This window comes from Paraburkholderia silviterrae (assembly GCF_004353915.1).
GTDB classification, from domain to species: domain Bacteria; phylum Pseudomonadota; class Gammaproteobacteria; order Burkholderiales; family Burkholderiaceae; genus Paraburkholderia; species Paraburkholderia silviterrae.
Genome location: NZ_SMRP01000017.1, coordinates 13,002 through 29,722 on the forward strand (window position 1 = coordinate 13,002; position 16,721 = coordinate 29,722).

Genomic DNA, 16,721 nt, shown 5'->3' on the forward strand with positions numbered 1-16,721 from the left:
GCTCTGCGGAATGTACTTTTCGTTCCAAAGAGCCGCGCGGTCATTTCCCCCTGCCTATGATCATTTCCTGCCGCGGACAGGTCTTCGCCTCTCCGCCACGACAACATGCCCAGATAACCCGGAGACGTAATGACCGAAGAAGCATTGCTGTTTGAAACAACGGGCGCGGTTGCGCGCTTGACGCTGAATCGCCCCAAGGCGATGAACGCGATGAATATGGCGCTGCTGGCCGAACTGGAGCGCCGGCTGGCCCAGATCGCCGCCGACGACGCCATTCGCGTCCTGGTCTTGACCGGCAATGGCCCCGCATTCTGCGCCGGCGCGGACTTGAAGGAGGTGCTGGCCAGTCAGAAGGCAGAGGCCGGCGAAGCCGATTTCCTCGACCTTGCCGACGCAACGCTTGCGCGCCTGCGCAATTTCCCCAAACCGGTGATCGCCGCACTGAACGGCGTAACCATGGCCGGGGGCCTGGAGATGGCCATGTGCGCCGACATCGTCATCGCTGCGCAAAGCGCCACCATCGGGGACGCCCATGCCAACTTTGGCGTCTACCCCGGCGCCGGCGGCGCAGCGGTTTTGCCGCGCCTCATTCCTCAGAACGTCGCCATGTATCTGCTGTTCACCGGCAAGACGCTTTCGGCGGCTGAGATGAAGGCTTACGGCTTCGTCTCCGAAGTGCATCCCGACGGCGCATTGGCCGATGCGGCGATGAAGCTGGCCGGCCAGATTGCCGCAAAGAGCCCTGCCGCGTTGCGGCGCATGAAGGAAGTCGCGCGCGTCTCCGCCGACAAGAGCCGGGACGACGCCTTGCTGCATGAGCAAGTCATGTTGCGTCGCCATCTGCGCAGCTTCGACCTGCAGGAGGGCTTGCAGGCCTTCGCCGAAAAGCGCGCGCCGCAATTCCAGGGCCGTTGAGCCGGCCCACTACTTCATCCCGCACTTCTCATCCCTCTTTCGGGAATTACATGAACGATATCTATGTTGCCGGTGTCGGCATGACGCCGTTCGGGCGCTTGCTTGAGCGCAGCGTATACGACATGGTCGGCGAGGCCGTCACCCTGGCCTTGAAAGACGCCGGCGCAGAGGCCGCCGACATCGGCTCGGCATTCTATGCAACGCTGACCAATGGCCAGTTCCAGGGGCAGACTGCGATTCCCGGGCCGATCGCCATGCGCCGCATCGGCATCGAAGGCATTCCGGTGTTCACCGTCGAAAACGCCTGCGCCGCCGGCTCTTCGGCATTCAACCTGGCTGTGCAGGCGCTGCGGGCCGGGACCTGCGACGTGGCGCTGGCCGTCGGCGCGGAAAAGATGAACATCGCCGACAAGGCCCGGATGTTTGCCGCGTTCGATGGCGGCTGGGACGTCTCCACTGTCGAGGCAAACAAGAAGACGCTGCTGGCATTGGGCGAAGGCGTCGAGCCTCCGCCCGGCACGATGTCCGATCGCCCATATAGCGTGTTCATGGATGTCTATGCCGCCATCTGTCGCAATCATATGAAGCGATACGGCACCACGCAGCACCAGATCGCCGCGGTCGCGGCCAAGAACCACCAGCACTCGGTGCATAACCCACTGGCGCAATTCCAGCAGCCCATGACGATCGAGGAGGTGCTGGCTTCGCCGCCGATCACCTACCCGCTGACGACGGCCATGTGCTCGCCGATTAGCGACGGCGCCGCCGCTGCCGTGCTTTGCACCGCCGCCGGCCTGAAGCGCCTGCGGGGCGCTGCCGGCCGCGCAGTGCGCGTGCTGGCCAGCGTCATTCAGACCGGTACGACTCGCAGTCTCGACGAGCCGCAAAAAATCATCGCCCATCTCGCGGCGAAGAAAGCCTACGAACAAGCCGGCGTCGCGCCCGAGGACGTTGACGTTGCCGAAGTGCACGATGCCTCGGCGATCGGCGAGATCCTCAACGCCGAATCGCTGATGCTGGTGCCGTTCGGCGAAGGCGGCCCCGCGGCCGCACGCGGCGACTTCACGGTCGGCGGACGCATCCCGATCAACCCGTCCGGCGGGCTCGAATCGAAAGGTCATCCGATCGGCGCTACCGGTCTCGGCCAGATTCACGAACTGGTGACGCAGTTGCGCGGCGAAGCCGGACAGCGTCAGGTGCGAGACGCACGCATCGCAATCCAGGAAAACGGCGGCGGCCTGTACGGAATCGAAGAAGCCGTGGTTGGCATCAACATCCTGGCGAAACAATAAGGATACCAAAATGGGACACGTATTCCGCACTGAAGAGCAGCAGGCTGCCGTCGATGGACTGAAACGCTTCCTCGATGCCGAGATCGATCCGATCTTCAGCAAGCAATACCGCGACAAGTTCGTGCCGCGCGACAAGATGGCCGCCATCATGCGCCAGCTAACGGAATTCGGGCTGGTGTCGGGCATCGCGAGCGAAGCTAACGGCGGCATGGGCCTGGATTGGCTGACTTCGTTGATGCTGTTCGAGGAAGTGGCCACCACTTCGGCCGACCTGTCGGTGCCGGTGCTGATCAACTCGTTTGGCGTCGTGCTGCTCGAGAAGGTTGCGCCCCCGCATCTGCGTGAACGCTACCTGCCCGGCCTGTTGAGCGGCGCCAGTTTCGTCTCGATGGGTATTTCCGAACCCGACGTCGGCTCCAACGTGCTGGAGATCAGAACGCGTGCGCGCCGCGATGGCGACCATTTCATCATCAACGGCGAAAAGACCTGGATCAGCAATGGCGAGTACTCGGACTTCCTGATCTGCACCTGCCGAACCAGCGACGACCCGCGCAAGGGGCTGACCCATTTTCTGCTCGACCGCAAGGAGCATCCGTACGAAGTACGCGGCATCCATAAGATCGGCTTCAACAGCCAGTCCACCGCACAAATCTTTCTGACCGATGTCCGCGTGCCGGCCTCCAACATGATCGGCAACGAAGGCGAGGGATTGCGCAATACGCTCTCGCTGTTCGAAAGGTCGCGCGTATTCGTTGCCGCCCAGGGACTGGGCATCGCTCGCCGCGCGCTTGAAGAAGCGGTTCGTTATGCGAAGGAACGCCGCCAGCACGGCAAGGTCATCGCGGGCCACCAGTTGATCGCGGCGATGTTGGCCGAAATGGCGACCAACGTGGACGCTGCACGCCTTTTGACCTACCGCGCGGCGTCGATGATCGAAGCCGGCGTGCCGGCCGAGATGGAAGCGGCGATGGCCAAATATTTTGCCTGCGAAGCAGCCGTGAAAATCGCCCGCGAGGCGGTGCAGATCCACGGGGGTAACGGCGTCACGACCGAATTCCTCGTCGAGAAGCTCGCGCGCGAGGCGATCATCGCGCCGATTCCGGAAGGCACGACCCAGATCCAGCAACTCATTATCGGCCGCGCGTTGACTGGCGTGCCGGCGTTCTAGGGCGCCGAGGCGAAGAATTTAATCTCCACAGGACACATCATGCGTATTGAAGGAAAAGTCATCGTCATTACCGGCGGCGCTTCGGGCCTCGGACTCGCCACGGCGCGCTATCTGGTACAGGAAAAAGGCGCACGCGTCGCCATCTTCGACATGAACGCCGAGGCCGGCGCCAAGGCGGTCGAGGATGTCGGCGCCGAACACGCGATGTTCGCGCAAACCGACGTCGTCAGCGAGGAATCGGTGCAGAACGCGGTGGCCGCTGTGACTGCCCGCTTCGGCACGATTCACGTCTGCATCAATTGCGCGGCGCTGCCCACACCGTGCAAGGTGCTGGGCAAGGACGGCAAGGCCACGCCGCTGGCGAAGTTCGCGCAGGTGACGGCGGTCAACGTCAACGGCGTGTTCAACGTCATGTCGAAATGCGCCGAGCAGATGGTCGGAAACGAACCGGAAGCCGGGGAGGAACGCGGCGTGATCATCAACATCTCGTCGGGTGCCGCCTACGAGGCGCAGATCGGTCAAGTCGCCTATGCCGCCTCCAAAGCGGCGCTGCTCGGCATGAACATGCCGGCGGCGCGGGAGCTCGGTGACGTCGGCATCCGTGTCAACGCCATTGCGCCCGGCCTGTTCATGACGCCGATGGTGCGCTCGCTCGACGAAAAGATCGTCACTGCGTTGACGACGCAGATCGAGGCCCCGAAGCGCCTCGGCGACATGCGCGAGTTCGCGCACTGCTGCGCCTTCATCATCGAAAACGCCTACCTCAACGCGCACACGATTCGCCTCGACGCAGCGTCACGCCTGCGCGCGCGCTAAGCGCGCCGCACCGGCGACAGGGCTGCCCTTCCTCTCAAGAAGAGGGAGGGCAAAAGAACAAAGGAGACAAATCCATGAAGATGAACTTTTGCCGCATCATGCGCCTGATGACGCTGCGCTTTCGCGACCGGCAAGCGATCGTCAATGTGGAGCGCGGCCGCAGTTACAGCTACCACGAATACCACCTGTTGACCAACCGCATCGCCGATGCGCTGCGCAACGCGCTCGGGGTCGGCAAAGGCGACAAGTTCCTGCTCATTCTGGAAAACGACAACCTGAGCCTGATGATGCTGCCGACTGTCCTCAAGCAGGAAGGCACGGTGGTCATGACCAACCTGCGCGACGCGCCGCAAGAGCATGCGCGTCAGATCGAACTGGTCAAGCCGAAGGTCGTGTTCATTGAAACGCGCCTGCTCGATGGCTACTACGCCATGTTGCGCGCGGCTGGCTGCGAGATCGTCGTCATGGACGATCCGACGCCGGAACAGGCCACGCGCCCTGGCGTGCGCGCGTTCTGGAGCCTGGTCGACACGGCCTCAGAGCTCGACGCCAACGTCGAGCTGGACGACGACGAGCACATCTTCATGTTGCGCTTCACCGGCGGCACGACGGGCCAAGGCAAATGCGCGATGTACTCGATCGACAATCTGATGGCTTGCCGCGACGGCGGCTTCAGCAACCCGGATTTCGGCTTCAACTGCCGCACACGCATGTTGCATGTGGCGCCGCTCTCGCATGGCACGATGGTCGGCTTCGTACCGACCTTCTATGCCGGCGGCGCCAACCTGACGCTCAATCAGCTCGATCTCGAGCAATGGCGGGAAACGGCCGAACAGCAGCGCGTTACGCATTCGTTCCTGGTGCCGACGGTGCTGTACCGTCTGCTCGAATTGCAGCACGCCAAGCCACGCGATCTCTCTTCGCTGAACACCCTGATCTACGGCGCCGCACCGATGAGTCCCGCCAGGCTCGAAGAGCTGATCGCGTGCTTCGGACCCATCTTCGCGCAGGTCTACGCCGCCACCGAAGTCCCCATGTTCGTGTCGACGCTCGACAAGGCCGAGCACGAGACCGGACACAAGACGGATGGCGGTATCGCACGTCTATCTTCGGCCGGCCGGCCAACGCCGGGCGTCGAAGTTTATGTGACCAATGAGCATGGCAACCCGCTGCCAACCGGCCAACGCGGCGAAATCCACATCCGCAGCCGAGCCGTCATCAAGGGGTATTACAACAATTCGGAAATGACGGCCGCCGAGTTTGCCGACGGGGCGTGGAAGTCAGGCGACCTCGGTTACATCGACGAGGATGGCTACCTGTACATCGTCGACCGTTTGAAAGACATGATCATCAGCGGCGGCTTCAACGTCTATGCGATCGAAGTTGAAGCGGCGCTGGCCTCGCATCCGGCCGTCATGATGTCCGCTGTGGTCGGCGTTCCCCATTCCGAGTGGGGCGAGGCCGTGCATGCGGAGGTGCTGCTGCGTCCCGGCGCCTCGGTCGAGGCAGCCGAACTCATCGCGCACGCCAAGGAAAAGCTTGGTAGCTACAAGGCGCCGAAGTCGTTGGTGTTCGTCGAGCAGTTGCCGACCTCGGTGGTCGGCAAAGTCCTGCGGCGCGCGGTCAAGGAGAAGTACTGGCAAAGCATGCAGCGCAAGGTCAGCTAGACAGTTCCATTTTGCAAGTCCGGCGTGATTGGACCGCTGCCGGCTTTGAATGCCCGATATTGCGCGGCACGTTTGCCTTGATTGGCATCCACCCCACCTTCCGATTCCGTCCTTCATAACAACCGGAGTATTCGATGAAAAGTATTCAGGCACGCGCGGTGGCAATTGCCACGTTGATTCTGGCCGCGTCCAGCAACGCATGGTCGCAGCCGGGCCAGACGGCCAGTGCACCTGCCGGTGCGCCGGCTGCACCCGCTGCACAGAGCGCAGCGGCTCCCTTCAACGCAAGAAAAGCCGATCGCGCGCTGCGCCGGCAGGTGTATGCCGCTATCGGCCAGCACACGAGGATCAGCGCCGGCAATATCAGCGTCGTCGCTAGAGGCGGCGCGGTGACGCTGAACGGCACAGTCACGGACGCTTCGCAGGTCAATGAGGTTGCTGAGATCGCGAAGCGTGTTCCGGGGGTGACCTCCGTGACCAACAAGCTGATCGTGCAAAAACCGTTTGGCGGTGCGTAACAAGCTCGCATATCGGGGGAATCAAGCGCGCGCGGATGACATTGCATGGATGGCCTTGCTTCCTGTAGCACACCGAACCAGTAGAGAAAAACAACTAGAGATCCTTCGACGAGCGCAGTTGGCGTTGAGTCGAAGCGTCTGATGTGTTCAGTACGTACGGCGGTCGCAACAGGCCGCTTTAAAGCAAAAAACCGGAGACGCAATGAAATTGAAATGGATAGCCGCAGCCGCTTTAGCGGCAACAGGTAGTGCGGTACACGCACAGTCGTCAGTGACGCTATATGGTGTCATCGATGCCGGGTTGTTGTATCAAAGCACTTCGGCAGCCACGTTGAGCCCGACGGCGACGAACCTCGGCAAGGTCTTCCGCTACAAGGATGGCGGCATCTATGCGAGCTACTGGGGACTCAAGGGATCAGAGGACATCGGCGGTGGGTATCACGTCAATTTCAGACTGCAAGGTGAGTTCGACAGTGGCACCGGCAAGTTCAACCTGGGCGATACGCCGGGCGTGGCCGCACAATTCAACCAGATCGCTACGGTAGGTGTGTCGGGACCGTTCGGCACGCTGAACTTCGGTCGCCAGATCGTGCCGATTGCCTATGCAATGGCCGAGACCGACGTACAGGGGGCACACTATTTCGGCAGCATTCTGACTGCGTGGCTCGGCATGAACCAGGCGGCCGGCTGGCAGGGTATCAGCACCAACGGGCCAATCGGCGCGTTGTACGACAGCAATGCGATTGTCTACGAATCGCCCAAGTTCGCCGGCCTGTCCGCGGCACTCGAGTATGCACCCGGAGGTGTACCGGGCAGCTTCCAGGGAAACACGCGGGAGTCCGCCGTACTGAAATACTCGAACTATGGCCTTCGTTTTGCGGCTGGCTACTACATTGGCCACGATACGAATCCCGGACCGACGACGGTGCCCACCGGACTTGCCAATAACCGCCTTTTCTACGTGGGCGCGCTATACACGTACCACGCACTCTCCGTTTCCGCATCGTATTCGAACGGCAGGAATCCGGCGCAGTCTGAGCGGGTCAACATCGATCTGTACTCGGCCGGCCTCGGCTACCAGTTCTCACCTGCCTTCAAGATTACCAGTGGCGTGTACTACCTGAAGGACCGCAACAACTCGGCCAACAAGTCGACCGAAGTTGCAGCCGGCGCGGAGTACAGCCTGTCGAAAACTACGCTCGTGTACGGCCAGGTGGGGCACGTGAACAACCGGGGAACCATGACCCAGCCAATAACGTATGGCCAGCCCGTGGCGCCGGGCATGGCCACGACGGCGGTCATGCTGGGCATTCGTCACGCTTTCTAGCGACTTCCTCATCGCCTTGCCAGTCTGGGTGCGCTTCTGGGTGCAACCTGTGCTACCTCCGCTTTCGCGGAGGTGGCCTCGCATCCCAATGATCTCGACCCCGAAGACGCGTGCCGACGTCATTGCGAGCCGCGCTGCGCCACTTGCGCCGACAGCCCATCGGGTCCGACCGCAACCCGGAATCTCCCGCTATCAATGAACGGTTTTCAGTTGCGTCCACAACCTGTTTTCGAACCGGAGAATCTCGACAGGCTTTGGCTTCATCAACGTCATTTTCTTGAACACATCGTCCGGCGGATAGACCGACAAGTCGTGCGCAATCGCGGGTGTCACGAATTTGCGCGCCGGAACGTTTGCGGTCGGGTAATACACTTCGTTGGTGATTGCGGCGTTCACCTTCGGGTCCTCGATGTAGTTGATCCACTGAAGCGCTGCCTCTGGATGCGGCGCGTCTTTCGGAATCGCCATCATGTCGAAGGCGACCAGGCCGCCCTCCTTGACGTTCGAAAATCTGATGTCATACGAACGTTTCGCTTCCAGACTGCGCCGATGCGCAATGCCAACGTCGCCGGCAAATCCGATCGAGACGCAAACGTCGCTGTTGGCGAGATCGTTGATATAGCCGGACGAATTGAACTCGGTCACGTAGGGCCGGACTTTCTTCAGCATTTCAAATGCGGCCTGATAATCGGCCGGATTGGTGCTGTTCGGATCCTTGTGCATGTATTGCAGCGCCGCCGCAAAGACGTCGATCGATTCATCGAGGAAAGATACGCCGCAGCCTTTGAGCTTCGCGAGATTCGCGGGATCGAAAACCAGTGCCCAACTGTCGACGGGCGCGTTTGCACCGAGCGCCTTCTGCACTGCCTGCGCGTTGTAGCCGATACCGATTACCGCAAACGCCCACGGCACGCCATACAGATTGCCCGGATCGGCGCCCGCGACCATCTGCATCAGCGTCGGGCTCAGATTCTTCAGGTTCGGCAACTTCGCCTTGTCGAGCTTCTGATACACGCCGGCCTGGATCTGCGCGCCCATGTAGTTCGACGTGGGCACGACGATATCGTAGCCGGAGTTGCCGGCCAGCAATTTGGCCTGCAATGTATCGTTGCTGTCGTAGTTGTCGTATCGAACGTGAATGCCGGTCTGCTTCTCGAAGTTCGGGACCGTGTCTTTTGCGATGTAGTCCGACCAGTTGTACACATTCAATTCGGCATCCGCCGCGCGAGCCAGCGGCGCGGTCAATGCAGCCACGGCAGCCGTCACCAGAAGGCTCGCGAAGACTGCTCGCCTGAATCGCGGTCCAGAGTGGGAAACGCTCATCGTGCTTTCCTTTTTTTGGGGCAAGTTACGGGGTAGAGAAAGGGGCTCGTCCGCGGCAACCGTTGTTCTCACGATTCGGTTTCAGCGCGATGCGCTTCGTACTGCAAACGGATTGCCGCGCCGACATCGAAGAACGGACTCGGGGGTACCCAGCCAGGCCTCGCGTGGTCGAGGACAGCCGTCAGCAACGCCGACTGGCCTCCCGACGCCATCTCCGCCAGCAGTCGTCCCCACAGGGTGCCGCGCGCCACACCGGAACCATTGCATCCGGCAGCGGCATAGACGCCATGTTCGAGCTTCGCGAACCGCGGCTCCCCGGATCGCGTCGCGCTCAGGTGGCCGGTCCAGGTGAATTGCAGGTGTTCGCTGGTAACCCACGGGAACCGGCGCTGCAATCCCCGCAGATGACGGTCCCTCCGAGTCTCGAGCGAGCGGCCCGCGAGATCTCGATGGCGATACTCCACCGTGTTGCGAATCATGAGCCGCTGGTCGGGCGTCAAACGCACCGTGGCGCCGGCGACCCGGGTCGACAGGACGCCCCACGCGGCCGCGGTGCCCAGCCGGGCTTGCTCGTCTTCGTTCAGCGGCCGCGTGAGCGACGCACTGAGCTCGAGCGGGAACACCGCGCGGTCTCTCACCCCGACTCTTTGCAGAAAGGCACCGACACAAATGATGACCTGCCCGGCTTCGATGTCTGCGTCGTGCGAACGCGCGCGAATCTTGCCGCCATGCATCCGCTCAAGGCCCACGATCTCCGTGTTCTCGTAGAGCCGGACATTGCCGGGCAACGCGTCCCGCAACCCTTTGGCGTACCTGGCCGGCTGCAGCAGGCCGTTACCGCCGCCGCACCATATTCCGGCCCGGTAGAAAGACGTCCCCAATCGCTGCGACAACGCCGGGCCTTCCAGTAGTTCGGCACTCGCCCCGGCTTCCCGCAGGGTTCGCACCTGGGCGTCCGCCTGTCCGAGTTTCTCCGGGTCATGGACGGCAAAAAAGTAGCCGTCTCGGCTCAGATCGCACTCGATGCCGAGAGCCGTCACGCGCCGGCTCACCTCGTCGCTCGCGGCTTTGCCGATCGCCGTCACGCGATGGTATTGATCATTGAGTGGCTGACCGCCCAGTTCCTCGGGTTCGGGCCGTTCGTACGCGACGACGAAGCCGGAGTTGCGCGCCGATGCGCCCTGAGCCGCGCGCTGCCGGTCGACGATGACGATGCGCGCTTGCGGGTGCAGTTCGGCGAGCGTATGCGCCGCAGCCAATCCCGTGAAGCCGCCGCCGATCACGAGCCAATCGGCCTGCTGAGTTCCTTTCAGGGCCGCACTGGCCGGCGAGCTGCCTGCCTGCGCAATCCAGCCGCAAATATTTTCGATCAAAGCACGTCTCCTACCTCGCGGCGCGGCGATGCAATTGTCAGAAGCATGAATAATTGGCATTCTTGCGTGAAGATGCCTTGTGGTTTGTGCCAATATATTGGGAGCTGGGCGCGTTATCCAGCGTTATAAATTCATTCGAGCATTCAAAAAACGCATGGATAAGTTCTATCGCCCACCCTCCCTCCAGGCCCTTCAGGCACTCGCGCTGGTCGCGGAGTCGGCCAGCTTTACCGAAGTGGCGGAAAAGCTGCATCTGACCCAGAGCGCGGTAAGCAGGAAGATCCAGCAACTGGAAAGCCATTACGGCGCGCCACTGCTCGTTCGCAACAGCCGCAGCATGCAGTTGACCGAGCACGGCAAGGCCGTGCTCGACGTTGCGCGCAAGGTGCTCGGCGAGTTGCGGATGCTCAACGAGCACCTCACGCGGCGGGACAGGCCCTTCCGCATTCGCATATTCGTATCGGTGGCGGTCCGCTGGCTATTGCCGCGCATGGTCGACTTCTATGCGCAATGCCCTGATCTGTCGCTGTCGGTAGAGACGGTTGCGACCGAGATGGTCGATCCATCGGGCGAGTGCGATGCCTATATCCTTTACCTTCCAGAAATGCGCAGCGACCCTTCGTTCCTCACACTCTTCGAGGAGTTTCTCGTGCCGGTTTGCGCGCCTTCCCTGGTCGGCGGCAAGGCGCCTCCGGCCACGCTGGACGAGTTGGACCAACACACCCTGATTCACGGTTCGACCGGCCACCACGAATGGAAGCGCTGGCTTCAGGCTCGGGAGAAAGCCGACGACGCCGATTACCGGCACATGACCTTCAACCTGGACGAACTGGCAATGGATGCGGCCAGCCGCGGATTGGGTGTCGCCATGACGGATCTGACTTTGGCGCAGGAAGCGATTGCGGACGGCAAGCTGATCGTTCCGTTCGGCACACCGTTAAAGACCACCGGCGTCTATGTGCTTTGGTTGCAGACCGCCGGAGCACTGCATCCGGCACGCCAGCGCATCCTCCAATGGTTTGCTCAACAGGCAGCGGGAGATGCGCGTGACGCGGCCGCTTAAGTGTGCGACTGGGTGCAACACTTTGTGTATGTGCGATAGGACACCAAACTACATCGACGGACGAGCGAACATTGTGAGGGGCTTGACCTGTGCTCCATCGCGCCGCCGGTCCTGGGCGTTCGCGTGTTATCGCGGCACGGAGGTTTCCTTATGAAGACGCCCGTCGCGACGGTATTCCTGACGATGTTTGCGAGGCAGCGTTGCCATGCCGCGATTTTGCCCGGATGAGCTCGGTGCGATCCAGATGGTCGAAGCAGTGCAAGAAATGATGCTCGATTTTTTTCTTCGACCAGAAAGCGATACGCGCTAATCGCTGCCCAGGCGTCGGCTTTCCTCTCGCCATGAGTCATCGTGGTCCAGGCCTTGAAGCGCTGCTTTTCACGTTACATTCGGCCCACTCGCGAACTGCAGCCGCGAAGAGTTGCAGTGCAGCCGGGGGATGACGATTCGCGGGGTAATAGAGGCAAAGCCCGGGAAACGATGGACTCCAGTCCGCGAGCAAGTGGACGAGTCGCCCCGACGCCACGTGCTCGGCCGCAAGATAATCCGGCACCCACGCAACTCCGATCCCGTTGAGCGCGGCTTCAATCATCAAATTGACGTTGCCAAGCGTCATCGGGCCCTCCACGTCGATGCTTGCACTCTTTCCGCGACGTTCTAGATCCCATCGATACAGCGCGCCGCTCTCGAAGCGAAACCGGATGCATCGGTGCTGCACAAGGTCATGCGGCGCCTGCGGTGCGGGATGCTGGCGCAGATAGTCGGGCGATGCCACGGCCATGAAGCGCATATCGCCTCCGAAGCGCACCGCGATCATGTCGCGTGGGACGTCCTGCAATACGCGGATGCCCGCATCGAACCCATCGGCGACGATATCGACCAGGCGTGTGTCGACGACGATCTCGACATGAATGTCCGGGTATCGCGTCAGGAAGCTGGGCAAGACATTGCGCACGAGCAGCTTTGCCGCCGATTCCGATGCGCTGATGCGAATCACCCCCGATGGACGATCGCGTGACGAGGCCGCTTCGCTGACTGCGTCCTGCAAGTCGGCGATGGCGGGGCCGACACGCAGCAGCAGGCGCTCTCCCGCTTCCGTGAGCGCGACCGAGCGGGTCGTCCGGTTGAAGAGCCGTACCCCGAGGCGCGCTTCGAATGCGCGCATGGTATGACTGAGCGCCGATGGAGACACATCCAGATTGCGCGCGGCTGCACTGAAGCTGCGCTGGTGGGCAATCTCCACGAATACCGTCAATTCCGACAGGCCAGCTTTCTTCATAATTGAGGAATGTTCATAAGCCTATGCAATTGTAGACCGATTGTTGAGCCTCTCGCACTGGACTAAGCTTGATTCTCCCTATGCCACAGGCAATCAGACGGAGATAGAGCAATGCAAAAGCGCAAGCTGGGTAACAGTGGACTCGAGGTTTCAGCCATCGGCCTGGGTTGCATGGGCCTGAGCTTCGGGTACGGCCCCGCAGTGCAGAGAGCCGACGGCATCGCCCTCATCCGGTCGGCGTTCGAAGCGGGCGTCACGTTCTTCGACACGGCCGAGTGCTACGGTCCGTTCGTCAACGAGGAACTGGTGGGCGAGGCGGTCGCCCCGTTTCGCGATCAAATCGTGATCGCGACGAAGTTCGGGTTTCAGGACGGCGATTCGAAGCAGCCCGTCGACAGCCGTCCCGAACGCATCCGGGCGGTCGCCGAAGCGTCCTTGAAGCGACTCAAAACCGATCGTATCGATCTGTTCTATCAACATCGCGTCGACCCGAACGTTCCCATCGAAGAAGTTGCGGGAACCGTGAAAGACCTCATCCGCGAAGGCAAGGTCAAACACTTCGGTTTGTCGGAGGCCGGCGCGCAGACGATTCGTCGTGCGCATGCGGTACAGCCGGTCGCTGCGCTGCAAAGCGAATACTCGTTGTGGTGGCGCGAGCCGGAACAGTCAGTTCTCCCAACACTCGAAGCGCTCGGCATCGGCTTCGTTCCGTTCAGTCCATTGGGAAAGGGCTTCCTGACCGGCGCCATCAACGCATACACCGCGTTCGCCTCGAACGATTTTCGTAACGTCGTGCCCCGCTTTTCCGAAGAGAATCGCAAGGCGAATGCGGCGCTCGTGGACTTGCTCGGAAAGATCGCGGATGCAAAAGGCGTAACGCGCGCGCAGATCGCACTCGCGTGGCTGCTCGCGCAAAAGCCGTGGATCGTGCCGATACCTGGCACCACGAAGCTTCACCGGTTGAAAGAGAACGTGGGGGCAGCCGCCGTGGCGCTGTCCGCGGACGATATGACGGCTGTCGAATCCGCCTTGCGCGATATCCGGATAGTCGGAGAGCGCTATCCGGCCCACATGCAGCAACGCATTGACCGCTAACACCTGGCAATACACCAGACAGGAAACAGATATGCAGCACGTGACCCTCAACAATGGCATCGAAATGCCTGTCCTCGGCTACGGCGTCTTCCAGATACGCGACAGCGACGAATGCGAGCGCTGCGTGATCGACGCGATCGACGCCGGCTACCGCCACATCGACACCGCCGCGTCTTACATGAACGAGGACGCGGTCGGCAAGGGCATCAAAAAGAGCGGTGTGACGAGAGACGAGCTCTTCGTGACCACCAAGCTCTGGGTGCAAGATGCTGGCTACGAGCGCACTCAGCAAGCCATCGACAATTCACTGCGCCGCCTGCAGCTCGACTATGTCGACCTCTACCTGATTCATCAGCCCTACAACGATGTGCATGGCGCCTGGCGGGCGATGGAAAATGCCCTCCGCCAAGGCAAGGTCCGTGCAATCGGCGTGAGCAACTTCTACCCTGATCGTTTAATGGACATCAAGGCGTTCAATGAAATTGCGCCAGCCGTCAATCAGGTAGAAGTCAACCCGTTCCATCAACAGCTCGAAAGCGCCGATTTCATGAAGGGCATCGGCGTTCAATGCGTGGCGTGGGCGCCGTTTGCCGAGGGCAAGAACAACCTCTTCCATAACGACGTCCTGCAGCAAATCGCCGGGAAGCACGGGAAATCCGTCGGCCAGGTGGTTCTGCGCTGGCTCGTTCAGCGCGGGATCGTGGCGCTGGCGAAGTCCGTGCGCAAGGAACGAATGATTGAAAACCTCGACGTTTTCGACTTCCAGCTCGATGAGTCAGATTTCGCCCTGATTGCCGGACTCGATACGAAGGAAAGCAGCTTCTTCTCGCATCAGGATCCGGGAATCGTCAAATGGATGAGCGAGAGGAAACTAGAGGCGTGAGACCTCACCCGATGCGAACCTGTCGATTGCGGCGCCCTCGCCTTCATGATGTAGCCGCTCCTTAATCGAAAGCAGCCGTTGCTCGAATGAACGGCAGTTGAGCACTCCTGGCACCACGGCCGGTCAGCCTACGCGAGTCCCCTTGGGGCTTGCAGCTTTTTCCCGACGGCGCTGAACCGGCCATGCCTGCATGGCGATGTCTGCGATCGCCTTCAGCTTTTGCGGGCCAGCTCCGTCTCGTGCCTGGACGGCCATGCCGCGGGTCACGGCGCTGTAGTAGGCAGCCAGTGCGCTCACGTCGGTGTCCGAAGGTAAATCACCGTCTTCGACGCCCTTGCGCAACCGCTGCGCCATCATCTCTTCAGCGTTTGCACGGTGCTCGGCCATCGTCTCGCGAATAGACGCGAGTTCGGCGGCCAGGTGAGTGCCGGCCAGCGAGATCATGCAGCCCGATGGGTGGCTCTTTCGCGTGAATTCCACGACGGTGGCATCGAGAAGCTTCTTGAATGCTTCTCGCGTGTCGGCCGTACCGAACAGTTCGCCAGCGAACCAGGCTCCGGACCAGCTCAGGTATGCGTCAGTCGCTTCCTTGTAGAGCTGCTCCTTGTTGCCGAACGAGTTATAGAAGCTCGAGGGGCTGATCCCCATGGCCTGGATCAACTGGTCGAAGGAGGTGCCTTCGTACCCCTGCTCCCAGAAGAGATTCATCGCCTGATTCAGCGCTACCGTACGATCAAAGGTCGAGGGCCTGCCGCGGCTGCGCCGGGGTTGCGTATCATTTTTTGTAGTCATGGCTCCAAAAATCATTGACATGCTGTAGTGACGACCCTATTCTGCCATAAAGGAGTGATCGCTCCAATAATCAAATCCTTGCAGAAGGAGTCTGCGATGCAGCGAATTGTTCACACCAAACATGGCGAGCCCGCTGAGGTGCTCACGCTGGAAGCGTTTTCCGATGCCCCTCCTCTTGCGAGCGGAACGGCGCTTGTGCGCGTGTCCGCCGCACCGGTTCATCCAGGCGATTTGCTGGGCGTCAGCGCTTCGCCCGCCTTCGGGTCGGCTCCCCTCATCTCGAAGGGAGGTCGCGTACCCGGCGTCGAAGGTGTTGGGGTGGTGGAAGCGCTGGCCGCTGACATCGACCCTTCACACCGGATTCAGGTCGGCACGCGTGTGGCCTTCTTTCCCGTCAACGGCGCCTGGAGCGCCAGCATCGCCGCGCCGATTCAGTCGCTGATACCTGTGCCCGATGAAGTGAGCGATGAGGTCGCGGCGCAGATGTTGGTCAACACGTTGACTGCACGCCTCGCGATGCGGGCTGGTCACAACGCGTTGCCTGAAGACAAGCGCGAAGATGTCACGGTTATTCAGACGGCTGCCAATTCCGCCGTCGGAAAGCGGCTCACGCATATGCTCGTCGAAGCGGGCGTCAATCCGATCCTGCTCGTCGGCTCCGCGGCGAGCGCGCAAGCGCTCAAAGCAGCTCGCCCCAATCTTTCTGTCATCGTCACGGAGAACCCGGGCTGGAAGGACGAGCTTCGCGATGCACTTGCGAACAAGCCCGTCTACGTGGCGTTCGATGGCGTCGGCGGCGCGCTATTGCCCGACGTAGCGAGCTTCCTCGCTCGCGGTGGCACGATCGTTAGCTACGGTTCACTAGGCGGCGCGACGACGGACATTCGTTCCATCGCCCCTCGCGCGCTGACCATCAAGGGTGTGTCGTTGTTCAGCTGGCAATTCGAACCTGCAGCGGTGCGCGATGCAGACGTGGCGAAGGCGCTCGAGCTCGCACGCAACCACCCGAGCCTTTTCCCCGTAGCGCAGCGATATCAGGCGAGCGACTACCTGGGAGCGCTCGAACATACACACCGCAGGGGAAGGACCGGCATGGTGCTGCTCGTGTTCTAGCGCTACGCGTTCTGCGCAATGCGAGGCGCTCCTCGTCATGAATGGCGCCTTGGTAGCGCTCACCCCGGTTTTGCAAGATTTCGAAAAGCGCCCCGAG

The 16,721-nt window shown here is 61.4% G+C and carries 15 protein-coding genes; 11 read left to right on the forward strand and 4 right to left on the reverse strand.

Translation table 11 applies throughout. The annotated features are described in order from the left end of the window. Positions 1-129 precede the first annotated feature (129 nt). The 7 genes from EYW47_RS26895 (at position 130) to EYW47_RS26925 (ending at position 7,703) form a co-directional block, all read left to right on the forward strand. Complete coding sequence (locus EYW47_RS26895; protein WP_133197888.1) at positions 130-915, forward strand: enoyl-CoA hydratase/isomerase family protein; 786 nt, start codon at positions 130-132, stop codon at positions 913-915. Positions 916-965: 50 nt separating this feature from the next. Next, the gene (locus EYW47_RS26900; protein ID WP_133197889.1) at positions 966-2,207 is read left to right on the forward strand and encodes a thiolase family protein; all 1,242 of its coding nucleotides are present in this window, start codon (positions 966-968) and stop codon (positions 2,205-2,207) included. Between the two features lie 10 nt (positions 2,208-2,217). Beyond that, the gene (locus EYW47_RS26905) at positions 2,218-3,375 is read left to right on the forward strand and encodes an acyl-CoA dehydrogenase family protein (RefSeq protein ID WP_133197890.1); all 1,158 of its coding nucleotides are present in this window, start codon (positions 2,218-2,220) and stop codon (positions 3,373-3,375) included. Positions 3,376-3,414: 39 nt separating this feature from the next. Further along, on the forward strand, positions 3,415-4,191 hold the full coding sequence (locus tag EYW47_RS26910; RefSeq protein ID WP_133197891.1) for an SDR family NAD(P)-dependent oxidoreductase: 777 nt from the start codon (positions 3,415-3,417) through the stop codon (positions 4,189-4,191). A gap of 74 nt (positions 4,192-4,265) precedes the next feature. Further along, complete coding sequence (locus EYW47_RS26915; protein WP_165976683.1) at positions 4,266-5,858, forward strand: class I adenylate-forming enzyme family protein; 1,593 nt, start codon at positions 4,266-4,268, stop codon at positions 5,856-5,858. A 134-nt stretch (positions 5,859-5,992) separates the two neighbouring features. Next, positions 5,993-6,376 carry a BON domain-containing protein gene (locus EYW47_RS26920; protein WP_133197892.1) on the forward strand — a complete coding sequence of 128 codons (384 nt, stop codon included), beginning with the start codon at positions 5,993-5,995 and terminating at the stop codon, positions 6,374-6,376. A gap of 202 nt (positions 6,377-6,578) precedes the next feature. Next, on the forward strand, positions 6,579-7,703 hold the full coding sequence (locus EYW47_RS26925; protein ID WP_133197893.1) for a porin: 1,125 nt from the start codon (positions 6,579-6,581) through the stop codon (positions 7,701-7,703). Between the two features lie 192 nt (positions 7,704-7,895). Here EYW47_RS26925 and EYW47_RS26930 read toward each other — a convergent pair whose 3' ends face one another. Next, positions 7,896-9,026, reverse strand: a complete 1,131-nt coding sequence (locus tag EYW47_RS26930; protein ID WP_133197894.1) for a polyamine ABC transporter substrate-binding protein — start codon at positions 9,024-9,026, stop codon at positions 7,896-7,898. A 68-nt stretch (positions 9,027-9,094) separates the two neighbouring features. After that, a complete protein-coding gene (locus EYW47_RS26935) occupies positions 9,095-10,399 on the reverse strand; it encodes an NAD(P)/FAD-dependent oxidoreductase (RefSeq protein ID WP_205710162.1) in 1,305 nt (434 codons plus the stop codon). 154 nt (positions 10,400-10,553) lie between these two features. On the opposite strand from EYW47_RS26935, the gene EYW47_RS26940 reads away from it, so the two are divergent. Beyond that, positions 10,554-11,462, forward strand: coding sequence for a LysR substrate-binding domain-containing protein (locus tag EYW47_RS26940; RefSeq protein WP_133197895.1), 909 nt, complete (start codon positions 10,554-10,556; stop codon positions 11,460-11,462). 346 nt (positions 11,463-11,808) lie between these two features. Here EYW47_RS26940 and EYW47_RS26945 read toward each other — a convergent pair whose 3' ends face one another. Beyond that, a complete protein-coding gene (locus EYW47_RS26945; RefSeq protein ID WP_133197896.1) occupies positions 11,809-12,741 on the reverse strand; it encodes a LysR family transcriptional regulator in 933 nt (310 codons plus the stop codon). A gap of 111 nt (positions 12,742-12,852) precedes the next feature. On the opposite strand from EYW47_RS26945, the gene EYW47_RS26950 reads away from it, so the two are divergent. Together EYW47_RS26950 and EYW47_RS26955 are read left to right on the forward strand one after the other, a co-directional pair. Next, positions 12,853-13,836 (forward strand): aldo/keto reductase, encoded by a 984-nt coding sequence (locus EYW47_RS26950; protein WP_133197897.1) that lies wholly within the window; start codon positions 12,853-12,855, stop codon positions 13,834-13,836. 31 nt (positions 13,837-13,867) lie between these two features. Then, positions 13,868-14,719, forward strand: a complete 852-nt coding sequence (locus tag EYW47_RS26955) for an aldo/keto reductase (RefSeq protein ID WP_133197898.1) — start codon at positions 13,868-13,870, stop codon at positions 14,717-14,719. A gap of 123 nt (positions 14,720-14,842) precedes the next feature. On the opposite strand, the gene EYW47_RS26960 is transcribed toward EYW47_RS26955, so the two are convergent. After that, complete coding sequence (locus EYW47_RS26960) at positions 14,843-15,427, reverse strand: TetR/AcrR family transcriptional regulator (protein WP_133197899.1); 585 nt, start codon at positions 15,425-15,427, stop codon at positions 14,843-14,845. A 111-nt stretch (positions 15,428-15,538) separates the two neighbouring features. Between EYW47_RS26960 and EYW47_RS26965 the strand changes: the two genes are divergently transcribed. Then, on the forward strand, positions 15,539-16,624 hold the full coding sequence (locus tag EYW47_RS26965) for a zinc-binding dehydrogenase (RefSeq protein ID WP_205710163.1): 1,086 nt from the start codon (positions 15,539-15,541) through the stop codon (positions 16,622-16,624). Positions 16,625-16,721: the final 97 nt, after the last annotated feature.